Raw genomic sequence first — 13,120 nt, forward strand, 5'->3', positions numbered from 1 at the left:
ATAACAAAAAGGTGAATCAGGATATTCCTGATTCACCTTTTTTGCATCGTTTTAGTCACTTAGCGTCTTGTTCTTCTTTTGACCACAATTGTCGAAACACCAACAACGATCATAGCTAGACCTAGCAGCTGCATAAGCAGGTAGCTGTTCTCGCCTGTTTTAGGCAATACAGGAACGTCTGGTGTTGTGATTCCGCCGCGAGGCGGATCCTCTACATCGATTTCGAAGAAGATTTCTTCTTCATTGCCATCTTTATCTTTAACGATAATAGAGAATGTATCTTTTCCTTTAAATCCAGGGTCAGGAGTGTAAACCCATTTGCCATCTGGTGTAATGACAACTTTACCATGATCAGGCTTTACGCCTCCAACAGGCACGCTGCCATCAGGGACTTCCACTTCACCTTCAACTGGTTTGTCTACTTCCGTAACTTCCTTTTCTGTAGAAGTAGTCGGCGCAGGCGTCGCAACTGGTGTTGTCGTTGGCTTCGGCGTTGTCGTTGGTTTTGGTGTAGGTGTCGGAACTATCGTTGGCGTCGGTGTTGGCACAATTACTTTGTTATTTTTAACTGTGACCGAATTTCCCGCTGTAGAGTTGATAGTGACACTTACTTCGCCGCTGCCGATTATGCTGTAACCAGCAGGCGCTGAGATTTCCTTCAATACATAGCTGCCAAGTGGAAGTCCAGTGAAGGATACTTTGCCATTTGCAGCCGTCGTTTGTTTGCCATAGCTCACATTAGAGGTGCTGTACAATTCAAATGTAGCGCCAGCAAGAACGATTGTTGTATTCGCACTGTCTACTTTGGTTACTTCCAGTCTGCCAAGAGGATCTCTTGTATTTTTGATCTCTTTAGATACAGATGGCGCATTAATCGTTACGTTTACTTCACCGTTGCCAATCATGCTGTAGCCGGATGGAGCTGAGATTTCCTTCAGCACATAGCTGCCGTAAGGAAGATCTGTGAACGATATTTTACCGCTAGAAGATGTTGTTTGTTTGCCTAAGCTTACATTTGCGCTGTTGAATAGCTCAAACGTAGCCCCAGCGAGAACGACCGTAGTATTATCGTAATCTACTTTAGTGACTTCCAAGGTGCCGAGCAGCTTAGCATTCTTCACTTCTTTGCTTACAGTAGAGGCATTAATCACAACGCTTAACTCACCGCTGCCAATGATGCCGTAGTTGACAGGTGCTGAGATTTCTTTCAGCACGTAGCTGCCATAAGGAAGACCAGTGAAAGTTAGTTTGCCGGTTGAATCCGTTGTCTTTTTGCCTAGGCTGACATTGGCGCTGTTGAATAGCTCAAATGTAGCTCCAGCAAGAACAATGGCAGTATTATCGTTGTCTACTTTCGTTAATTCCAAGGTTCCGAGCAGCTGAATATTTTTAACCTCTTTTGATACAGTAGACGCATTAATCGTAACATTTACTTCACCGTTGCCGATGATGCTGTAGCCATAAGGTGCCGAGATTTCCTTCAGCACGTAGCTGCCGTAAGGAAGAGCCGTGAATACTGCTTTTCCGTTTGCAGCCGTCGTTTGTTTGCCCATGCTTACATTCGCGCTATTGAAAAGCTCGAACGTAGCTCCGGCAAGAACGATTGACGTATGATCATTGTCTACCTTGGTTACTTCAAGGCTGCCTTCTAGCTTTTCATTTTTCACTTTTTCAGATACTACAGCTGCATTAATGGTCACATTCACTTCGCCGCTGCCCATTATTTTGTAGTCTGCAGGTGCTGAAACTTCTTTTAGTACATAAGTGCCGTAAGAAAGGCCAGTAAAAGATACTTTGCCGCTAGTGTCTGTCGTCTTTTGACCCAAGCTTACATTGGCGCTGTTGAACAGCTCGAATGTTGCTCCTGAAAGAACGATTGCAGGATTAACGCTGTCTACTTTAGTGACTTCCAAAGTACCAAATAGCTTTGTATTACCCACTTGTTTCGTAACAACAGAAGCATTAATCGTAACATTCACTTCACCGTTTCCGATGATGCTATAGCCGGTAGGTGCTGAAACCTCTTTCAGTACATAGCTGCCATAAGGAAGGCCAGTGAAAGTTGCTTTGCCGTTTGCGGCTGTTGTTTGTGTGCCTTGGCTTACATTAGCGCTATTGAAAAGCTCGAACGTCGCTCCGGCCAGAACAGTTGCTGCATTAGCGGAGTCAACTTTCGTTACTTCCAAGCTGCCTAAAAGCTTCGCGTTTTTGATTTCCTTCACAACAGGAACGGTCGTTGAATTGATCGTTACTTCGTAGATGCCTGTACCATCAATTGCGTAGCCAGCTGGTGCACTTTTCTCTTTCAAAGTGTATTTACCGTAACGCAAGCCGTTATATTCAAGCTCGCCATTAGCGTTTTTAGATGGTGCGATTACACCGCCGGTCGAATTGCGAGTTAGTTCAAAAACAGCGCCGGACAGCTTGAGCGTTGGATCATCTTTGTCAACTTTAACTACCTTTAAATCGCCTTTATAGCTACTGCCAGTGCCTTCTCCGCCGGATAATGCTATTTTCACCTCTGTCGCATTGTCAACGGGCTTGGAAATACCTCCAGCACCAGTGAAAGTAACCGTATTTGAAATGGTTTCTTTGTCTTTAGCATCAATAATGGATTGGTATTCAAGAATATAAGGTTTGGATATTTCATTGTTGAAGCTGAGCTCAAATGTCTCATCACTTGAAATAGCTGGATCCGTATTTTCCTTGAAAGTTAGTTTATAGCCATGAACCGGATCTGTAGGGCTAATAGCCGAACCAGTTTTGGTTACATTGCCGTTGCTGTTTACGCTTGTAAGATAGAGCTTAAATGATTCTTTGACAAGCGTTTGTTTTTTGCTAGGCACATCATAAATTTTTGCTTCGTCAACAGTGGACTGACCACGGTTAATATAAATCGTCCAATTGACGGAATCATCATTTTGCTGACCTTCTTTGAATACATATTCACCGGCTTTTGGTATCGTCACGGAAGCAGTAAGATCCTTCGTTGTATAACCAGTGCCGCTTAAATAAGCATGATTGTTAATTGTTTTTTCCGTTGCGCCAAGCACTTTTCCATCCACATCCGTTTTGAATGTGATGAGGTAAGGCTCAGTAATTGGATTAGTAAATGCAATCTGCCATTGGTTATTGTTGGCAGTCGTTGGAAGTACAACGCTGTAATTTCCTGTTGGAGCAACGAGTGCACCAGGGGTCGTAGAACCATTGCTGTTCACAGTCAGCTTGCGTACTTCAATCGATCCAGCCACGAGCTGTTGTACCGATTCCAGCGTATCTGTTACGACGGCATTGGCAATTGTTTTGCTATTGTAGTTAATGCCGATGTTCCATGTAATTTTTTTGTCTGTGGCATTATAGCTGCCATTCTTATAGCCGTTGTCCTGTGTGTTCTTATTAGGCGTAAAAGTTGACGTTTCGGATTGATTTTTCTCTGATCCTACAGCAGTCTCTTTCCAGATCAGTTTGCCCGTATTTTTGAAAGAGAAATTTGTATTAGAAAAATAGGATCCGTCCGTATAGTCGTATTCCGTTGTATATGAGATAGTGTAAGTAGAATTGCCATCTGGAAAATCGATTTTGAAGCCTTTTGTTGTATTAGTTGCACCGGCTGGATCATACGTGATGGTATAAAGCGGACTATTCACGACAATACCATTTTGCTTGACGACCAAGGTGCCAGGTACAAGCTTTAAGCCGCCGCTGATGAAAGTATCTTCAAATTTCAGACCAAACAAATTATATTTGTCTCTATTGATTTCAACATTCCAGTCTATCGTTCTATCTTTGTAGTTAGCATTACTATTTGTTTTATGCAAAAAATGCTGCTTAACATCTACGGTGACCGTATTGGATTCTTTACTATCCGAATAAACCGTATTTTTAATTGCTTTATCGTCATACAAATTGCCAACTGGCTTGGTTTGGTAGGTTATTTTATAAGCGCCAGTGATTGGGTTATTAAAGGACAGCTTAAAACCGTTCTTGGTGTTTTGATTTTTTGGATGACTGCTTACATCATAGTCCAGAGTATAGTCGGTCGACGGTATTTCAGTTCCTGGCGTGCCAGCAACCGGATCGGCCACAGGGAATACTTTAATGGAACCTGGTACAAGCTCATGGTCTTTATCGAACAAATCAGTCAAAACAGCGCTTGCTATCGTATCTTCGCCAAAATTGTATTTAATGGTCCAATCGATGACTTGAGCAGCTTCATTATATGTACCTGATTTCTCAAGCAGCTTGCCGCGGCTGTTCGTTATCGTGTCTGAAGCAGAAACATCGGTGATATTGCTGCCCTTTAATGTGGCTGTATTTTTGAAATTTGCTTTTGTGATGTCGGTAACAGCTGTATCAAATACAATGCGATAAACCGAATTTATATTTCCTAAGTCTAGCTGCAATTTATTATCAGGTGAAACGGGTGCAGTCACTTGATAGTCAGCAGGCTCATTTTGTAGTATTGGATTAGACAGGACACCATCGGTGTCTGAAGTCATTTTGTAAACCTTGAGCGAGCCCGGCGTGAAAGTCAGACCAGCAGGAATCGTATCTGTGACAACGGCTCCATTAACTTTTTTGAGATCCTTGTTCACATCAACTGTCCAAGTAATGTTCTCAGCATTAAAACTCTTATCCGGTGTTCCCTTTTTGCTAATTGGAGATGTTACACCTTTAGGTGCAATCGGAATGGTGATGGTATCGCCGATATTAAATTTAATAGGTACTTCCGTTTGGTTGCCGACGCTTACTTTTGTGAAAAAACTCCAGAAACTGAGCGTTCCAGAAGCAGGTGCCCCCCCTTTGATATACTCATTAAACGTGACGGTAACCGTTCGCCCTTCTAACTTATAGGTTCCGACGCTAGGTTCACCATTTGGAGCACTCAGGGCTTTCTCTGTAATATTCCCGCTATACATGACTAGTTCCGCAGGCAGATCAAATATGAACTGATCACCTTCTATGTACTTATGGTTTTCGGGAAGCTCCCACTCGTAGTTTAATGAGAGAATATCTTTGTCGAGGTTGACACGGATTTCTGGATTGACATAATAAACAGAATTATAAACTGAAGCGATAACTGAATTAGGTGTAGCCGTGTTAGTCAAAGTCATTTTAGTAATAATATTATCATTAATAGCAGCTGCCTCTACCGGCTTTAAAATACCGGCAAAGTTTACGTATTGAAAAATTAGCAAAAAAGCGATCATGAGTGCAGTTGTCTTTTTTCTCATTTCTTGGTATCCTCCATCTTAAAATGCTCGAGTATTCATTTATTTCTAGTTATTTGGAGCTAGCAGCAAAACATCATCCCTTTCTTTATTAAAATGAGCTTCATGTAGTGATCGGCCTGCTGTTAGTTGGGAGAGTTATGTATATAAGGGTGCTTTGCGAGAAAAGCGCCGACCTGACAGAGAGGTAGGAGTAYGTGATGGCATTTTTGGTTAAAAATGCATGGTAACCGCACACGATTTCGGCATATTACGATCTATTCCAACATAATTCTTATTCTATAGAACAGTACTATACAATTTCTGAACAAGTTAGGTCTTTTTACTCATATATAGTTACAAAAGCATGAATGATTTTGGGAAAAAAGCCGATATGAAAATAGATAAATGAAAATTTCTAATTGTAAACAAATTAGGATGATTGTGAATGTGATAGGAGTGTAGAAAAATGAGGGTTCTTGTAATCGATGATGAAAGACTGGCTCTCGTTCAACTGGAGCGGGTGCTCCGCCAATCGATGGAAATAACGAGCATTGATGTGTTTCAAAATCCAAAACAAGCAGTGGAGCAGGCGAGTGAGCTGCAGCCTGATGTTGTTTTTCTAGATATCCATATGCCTGAATTATCTGGCATTCAAGCAGCTGAGCTTATTCAAGAAATATGTCCGCAAGCCGATATTGTTTTTGTCACGGCGCATGATGAATACGCGATAAAGGCATTTGAGCTGAATGCAGTTGATTATCTGTTAAAACCGCTTCAGAAATCGCGCGTTGAGATAACAATCGAACGTTTATTGAAGCGCAGGAGCACAAAACCGTTGTCGAAAGAAATCGAGAAGCAGGAGCAGACCGTTTTTTGTTTTAAAACGCTGCGTTTTCAATCCTCCTATGGACAGCCTCCGGAGCTGCCGAAATGGCGAACGGCTAAAGCCCAGGAGCTTTTTTGTTATCTGCTGCATCACCGCGGGCAAATTGTACACAAGTCGATACTGCTCGATTTATTTTTTCCAGAGATGGATATGAAGCGTGCGATGACACAGCTGTACACGGCTATCTATCAAATTAGGCAATGCCTTCAGAAAATGAACATGAACATAGCGATTCATAATTCCAGTATTCAAGAAGGTTATATTCTCGATATGGGACAAGTCGTTCTTGATATGGAGCGGTGGGAGCAAGGAATGGTTAAGCTTAGCGGTTCGATTTCTGAGGATCAGGATCAGGCTTTGCGGCTGCTAGGTGAATATGAGGGCGACTATTTACAGGATTACGGATATCTATGGGCGGAGTATGAGCGAGAGCGTTTACGTCAGTTATGGCTGAGTTTGGCGAGGATGTTAGCTGCTTATTATTTAGAGCGCGGCGATCGAACAAGCGATGCATTGCAATTGTATGAAAGAATACAAACGATGGACCCTTACGAGGAGGAGGAGGGGCTGATCGTGATGAGGCTTTATGATGAGCTGGGCTGTTACGATAAGGTGACTTTCCACTATGAGCGTCTTCTTCAAACGATAGAAAATGATCTGGGACTTACCGTTCCTTTGCAGGTGACGGAGTGGTACAAGCAATGGCAGGAGAAGAAAAACGGCAAGGAAATGCTTTTATGAAAGAGGAACAACGGCATAAATGAGAATACATCAGCGCAGGCGAGCAACTGACTATGCTGTACGTATTCTTTTTTTGTTTTCCGACGTTGCGCGACTTTAAGGATAACGTTATAATAGATGGGAACAAACATTCTTATTTTGAAATATCAGATGAAATGAAATGACTATATTTGACTATAATGATAAGAGCATATATTTCGGAATGATGGGGGTGGATGATAGGCGTGAGTGAGCTCGCAAAAGAAACAAGGCTGTTTGAGTTAAAATCGGATTATACGCCGCAAGGCGATCAACCAAAGGCAATCGAACAGCTTATAGAAGGTATTCATGCAGGTAAGAGACATCAGACGCTTCTGGGAGCAACGGGTACAGGCAAGACGTACACAATCGCGAACATGATCGAGGAGCTAAACCGACCAACGCTTGTAATTGCCCATAATAAGACGCTGGCCGCACAGCTGTGCAGTGAGTTCAAAACTTTTTTCCCTGACAATGCAGTAGAGTATTTTGTGAGCTACTATGATTATTATCAGCCGGAAGCATACATCCCTTCAACCGATACGTTTATTGAGAAGGACTCCAGCATAAACGATGAGATCGATAAGCTTCGACATTCAGCGACGAGCTCTTTGTTTGAACGCCGTGATGTGATCATCGTAGCGAGCGTTTCCTGTATTTACGGTCTCGGATCTCCGACGGAATACGGCGGCCTCGTGCTTTCGCTCCGTGTAGGGATGGAGAAGTCGCGGGATGCAATTCTGCATAAGCTGGTCGATATTCAATATCAGCGCAACGATATCAGCTTTACGCGCGGAACGTTCCGTGTTCGCGGCGACATTGTTGAGATCTTCCCAGTCGCCAATAATGAGCGGGCTATTCGTGTAGAGCTCTTTGGTGATGAGATTGAGCGCATTTCAGAAATTGATGTGCTCACCGGCGAAATCATTGGCGAACGCGATCATATTGCCATTTTCCCTGCTTCTCACTTCGTTACTCAAGAAGAGACGATGAAGGTAGCGCTCGTCAATATTGAGAGGGAGCTGGAGGAACGACTCGTCGAGCTCCGCGAAGCAGGCAAGCTGCTCGAAGCACAGCGACTGGAGCAGCGGACGCGCTATGACTTGGAAATGATGGCGGAGATGGGCTTTTGCTCAGGCATTGAGAACTATTCGGGGCCGCTCACTTTTAGAGAGCGAGGAGCAACGCCTTATACGCTGCTTGATTATTTCCCTGATGATATGGTTATTGTTATTGATGAGTCCCATGTATCGCTGCCACAGATTCGAGCGATGTATAATGGTGACCGGGCGCGTAAAGAGATGCTCGTTAATCACGGCTTCCGCCTTCCGTCAGCAATGGATAACAGGCCGCTGCGCTTCGAGGAGTTCGAGGCGAAGGCCAAGCAGCTCGTTTATGTATCCGCAACGCCAGGTCCATACGAGATAGAGCACACCGACAAAATGATCGAACAAATTATTCGTCCTACTGGTCTGATTGATCCGATCATTGATGTCCGCCCAACGAAGGGACAAATCGATGACTTGTTGAACGAGATTCGGGATCGCATTGCGAAGGATGAACGGGTTCTTGTTACAACGCTGACGAAGAAGATGTCAGAGGATTTAACTGATTATATGAAGGAGATAGGCATTAAGGTAAGGTATCTCCATTCCGATATTAAGACGTTGGAGCGATTGGCCATACTGCGTGACCTAAGGCTCGGCGTTTTCCACGTGCTCATTGGAATCAACCTGCTTCGAGAGGGCCTCGATTTGCCTGAGGTATCGCTCGTTACGATTCTCGATGCGGACAAAGAAGGGTTTCTTCGCTCGGATCGCGCGCTCATTCAAACGATTGGACGTGCGGCGAGAAACAGTGAAGGGCGCGTTATCATGTACGGCGATAAGATTACCGATTCTATGGATCGCGCGATCAAAGAAACAGAGCGCCGTCGTACCATTCAGCTGGCATACAACGAGAAACACGGCGTTACGCCGCAAACGATCAAGAAAAAGGTTCACGATGTAATAGAAGCGACGAAGGTAGCCGAGCAGAAAGCCGACTACTTAACCGGTGCCGGCGTGGACAAAATGACCAAGAAAGACCGTCTGGCGCTTGTTCAAAGGCTGGAAGCGGAAATGAAAGACGCAGCAAAAAACTTGCAGTTCGAACGTGCAGCAGAACTGCGGGATGCGCTGCTTGAACTGCGTGCCGAGATGGGCTAAGAAGTAGGAGGAGAAACGATTGGCTAGCGATAAAATAGTTGTGAAGGGCGCTCGCGCCCATAATTTAAAAAACATTGACGTCACGATACCGCGCGACAAATTTGTGGTACTGACGGGGTTAAGCGGCTCCGGTAAATCTTCCCTTGCATTCGATACCATCTATGCAGAGGGACAGCGTCGTTACGTTGAATCATTATCCGCTTATGCACGCCAATTTCTTGGGCAAATGGAAAAGCCGGATGTTGATTCTATTGATGGGCTATCACCAGCTATATCTATTGATCAGAAGACGACAAGCCGCAATCCGCGTTCTACGGTCGGAACGGTTACTGAAATTTATGATTATTTGCGGCTCTTATTTGCCCGTATCGGCAAGCCGCATTGTCCAGAGCATGGGATCGAAATAACGTCGCAGACCGTTGAGCAAATGGTCGATCGGATTATGGAATACCCAGAGAAGACGAAGCTGCAAATTTTGGCTCCGCTTATTTCAGGCCGCAAAGGGGAGCATACCAAGCTGCTCGCAGACATTCAGAAGCAAGGTTTTGTACGTGTACGCGTGAATGGCGAATTGCGAGAGCTCAGCGAGAAGATTGAGCTAGAAAAAAATAAAAAGCACAGCATCGAAGTGGTTGTCGATCGTATCGTCGTGAAATCAGATATTCAAACGAGGCTTGCCGATTCAATCGAAACTGCGCTGAAAATATCTGAGGGCCGGGTGCTCGTTGATATCATCGATCAGGAGGAGCTTCTATTCAGCTCAAATCTGGCTTGTCCAGAATGCGGTTTTAGTATCGAAGAGCTGGAGCCGCGCATGTTCTCGTTCAATAGTCCTTACGGGGCATGCCCGGATTGTGATGGTTTAGGCATGAAAATGATCGTTGATCCAGATTTGCTCGTACCTGATATGAGCAAGTCGATTGCGGATGCTGCTTTCCTTGCTTGGGCGGGCAGTACGTCAAATTATTATCCGCAGTTTCTAAGTGCGGTTTGCGTGCATTATGGCATACCGCAGGATGTTCCGGTATCCGAGCTTGAGCCGGAGCAGATGAAGAAGATATTATATGGAACAGGCGGAGAGCGTGTTCGTTTCCTATATGAGAACGATTTTGGTCATCGCAAAGAGGCCTATGTTCCATTCGAAGGCATCGTTCATAACCTTGAGCGGCGTTATAGAGACACCGCATCGGATATGATGCGCGAGCATATTGAGAACTATATGAGTGCTAAGCCATGTGCAGGCTGTAAGGGACAACGTCTTCGCAAGGAAACATTAGCGGTTACGATCAACGCGCAGCACATTTCCCAAGTCACCTCCTTATCTATTGGAGATGCACAGCGGTATTTTGATTCGTTAAAACTGTCTCAGAAGGAAATAGCAATCGCAAACTTGATCTTGAAAGAGATCAACAGCCGACTAGGTTTCCTTGTAAATGTAGGATTAGAGTATTTGTCATTAAGCCGCGCAGCGGGTACACTGTCGGGCGGAGAAGCACAGCGTATTCGATTGGCAACGCAAATTGGATCAAGCCTTATGGGCGTCCTTTATATATTGGACGAGCCAAGCATTGGGCTGCACCAAAGAGATAATGATCGCTTGATTGAGACGCTTGAGCATATGCGCAACCTTGGAAATACGCTCATCGTCGTTGAGCATGACGAGGATACGATGCTGGCAGCCGATTATATTATCRACATCGGGCCTGGAGCGGGTATACACGGAGGCATGGTCATTGCAGAAGGAACGCCTGAGGAAGTGATGGCGAATGAAAACTCATTGACGGGCCAATATTTGAGTGGACGCAAGTTTATTGAAGTGCCTTCCGAGCGCCGCAAGACGAGCGACAAATGGTTAGAGGTTCGTGGCGCGAAGGAGAACAATTTAAGAAATGTAAATGTGAAGATTCCACTTGGTGTATTCTCAGCGGTAACCGGTGTTTCGGGTTCTGGGAAGTCGACCTTCGTTAATGAAATTTTGTACAAAACGTTAGCGCGTGATTTGAACAAAGCGAAGACGCGTCCTGGACAGTACAAGGAAATGCGAGGCATCGAGCATTTGGAGAAGGTCATCGATATTGACCAATCGCCAATCGGCCGAACGCCAAGATCTAATCCAGCTACGTATACCGGAGTATTTGATGATATCCGTGATTTGTATGCGAGTACGACGGAATCGAAAGTACGCGGCTACAAGAAGGGAAGATTCAGCTTCAATGTGAAGGGCGGACGCTGCGAAGCCTGTCGCGGAGATGGAATCATTAAGATTGAGATGCACTTCCTTCCTGATGTCTATGTGCCTTGTGAGATTTGCAAAGGTAAACGATATAATCGGGAGACGCTGGAAGTGAAATACAAAGGTAAAAATATTGCGGAAGTGCTGGAAATGACCATTGAGGATGGCTGCTCATTCTTTGAGAACATTCCTCGTATTCATCGGAAAGTCCAGACGCTGCTTGATGTAGGTCTTGGTTATATGAAGCTGGGTCAACCAGCTACCACATTATCAGGTGGTGAAGCGCAGCGCGTTAAGCTGGCTGCTGAGCTTTATCGTCGTTCCACGGGCAAGACGCTTTACATTTTGGATGAACCAACAACGGGCTTGCACGTGCATGACATCGACAGATTGTTGACCGTGCTTCACCGCTTGGTTGATTCAGGTGAATCCGTGCTCGTAATTGAGCATAACTTGGACGTCATTAAGACGGCGGATTATTTGATAGATCTAGGTCCAGAAGGCGGCAATGGCGGCGGTATGATTGTGGCAACAGGCACGCCGGAACAGGTTATTAAAGTTGAGCAATCGTATACGGGTAAATATTTAAAACCAATTCTTGAGCGTGATCGCGAACGTACAACAGCGCGTCATAAAGAGAATCTAAAGGTTGCTGCGGCAGCCGAATAATGAAGTGAAAAGAGGGAGCAAGCTGAGTATTCACTCAGTTTGCTCCCTCTTTTTTTTGCATATTTTCAACCTAAATAAAATGAAACAACGATTAAGAATAAACAAAAGTAATTCTGCTCAAAAAACGTGTGAACAGATAAAAAGTAAAATATGTTCCAAAATACAAAGATCTAATTCTTATGAGCCTCCCGTTTTTTTTCTAAAATGAAGCATATAAACAAAGTTTGAAGGAGGAGCTTCATGAGACAGAAAAAAACGTTAGTCCAGCTCAGTATGGGAGCAAGGGAGCAAATTGCAGGCTATTTATTCGTTGCTCCTTTAATGATCGGACTCGTTGTACTTACATTGATTCCTGTATTAGGGTCACTGCTGCTTAGCTTTACGAGTTGGAATTTTGTTGCGGGAATTGATGCAATAAAATTTGTAGGTTTTGATAATTTTGAACGGCTGTTTAATGACTCTGTTTTTATGAAAAGTTTAGTAAACAATCTCATCTTCATTATTACGGTGCCCATTACGATCGTACTGGCATTGGTGCTGTCGATCATTATTGATAAGCATGTGTACTTGAAGGATATGTTTAAAGTCGTTTACTTTTTACCGTACATTTCAAGTGTTGTGGCTGTAGCTATGGTATGGCAGGTGCTCTTCCATCCTTCGTATGGACCGGTAAACAATTTCTTAATATCGATCGGATTCGAGAATCCACCGAAGTGGCTGGCCGATATCGACTATGCGATGCCATCGTTGATGATGATTCAAATTTGGATTCTGCTCGGTTATAACATTATTATTTTCATAGCTGGCTTGCAGGGCATACCGAAAGATCTTTATGAAGCAGCTGACATTGACGGCGCGAATACATGGACTAAATTCCGTAAAATTACGGTGCCTTGCATATCGCCAACTACGTTCTTCCTGCTCGTAACTGGTATTATTGGCACTTTCAAAATTTTCGATTTGATTCAAGTGTTAACACAGGGCGGTCCCGCTAACTCAACGACCGTTATCGTATATGAATTATATGACACGGCATTTAATCAATTGAAAACAGGCTACGCATCGAGTATGGCTCTCGTACTTTTTGTCATTTGCCTAGCTATTACGGGCTTGCAAATGCTCGCACAAAAAAAATGGGTGAACTATTAATTCA

The 13,120-nt window shown here is 44.1% G+C and carries 5 protein-coding genes; 4 read left to right on the plus strand and 1 reads right to left on the minus strand.

The window, feature by feature from the left end; translation table 11 throughout:
* Positions 1–59: 59 nt before the first annotated feature.
* Positions 60–5,234, minus strand: a complete 5,175-nt coding sequence (locus AC1DPK_RS21100) for a SpaA isopeptide-forming pilin-related protein (protein WP_477511528.1) — start codon at positions 5,232–5,234, stop codon at positions 60–62.
* A 445-nt stretch (positions 5,235–5,679) separates the two neighbouring features.
* Between AC1DPK_RS21100 and AC1DPK_RS21105 the strand changes: the two genes are divergently transcribed.
* From AC1DPK_RS21105 to AC1DPK_RS21120, 4 genes are all read left to right on the plus strand, one after another.
* Positions 5,680–6,840 carry a response regulator gene (locus AC1DPK_RS21105; protein WP_477511529.1) on the plus strand — a complete coding sequence of 387 codons (1,161 nt, stop codon included), beginning with the start codon at positions 5,680–5,682 and terminating at the stop codon, positions 6,838–6,840.
* A gap of 224 nt (positions 6,841–7,064) precedes the next feature.
* Positions 7,065–9,065, plus strand: coding sequence for an excinuclease ABC subunit UvrB (uvrB, locus tag AC1DPK_RS21110; protein WP_477511530.1), 2,001 nt, complete (start codon positions 7,065–7,067; stop codon positions 9,063–9,065).
* A 19-nt stretch (positions 9,066–9,084) separates the two neighbouring features.
* The gene (gene uvrA, locus AC1DPK_RS21115) at positions 9,085–11,967 is read left to right on the plus strand and encodes an excinuclease ABC subunit UvrA (protein ID WP_477511531.1); all 2,883 of its coding nucleotides are present in this window, start codon (positions 9,085–9,087) and stop codon (positions 11,965–11,967) included.
* A gap of 240 nt (positions 11,968–12,207) precedes the next feature.
* Entirely contained in the window at positions 12,208–13,116 is a 909-nt protein-coding gene (locus AC1DPK_RS21120; RefSeq protein ID WP_076266160.1) for a carbohydrate ABC transporter permease, read from the plus strand.
* Positions 13,117–13,120 lie beyond the last annotated feature (4 nt).

The sequence above is a fragment of the Paenibacillus sp. 01T424 genome, from assembly GCF_056398745.1.

Bases quoted from the DNA above. Each gene is read 5' to 3' on its own strand.
- AC1DPK_RS21120 (WP_076266160.1), top strand. From the start codon at position 12,208: ATGAGACAGAAAAAAACGTTAGTCCAGCTCAGTATGGGAGCAAGGGAG.
- AC1DPK_RS21105 (WP_477511529.1), top strand. From the start codon at position 5,680: ATGAGGGTTCTTGTAATCGATGATGAAAGACTGGCTCTCGTTCAACTG.
- AC1DPK_RS21100 (WP_477511528.1), bottom strand. From the start codon at position 5,234: ATGAGAAAAAAGACAACTGCACTCATGATCGCTTTTTTGCTAATTTTT.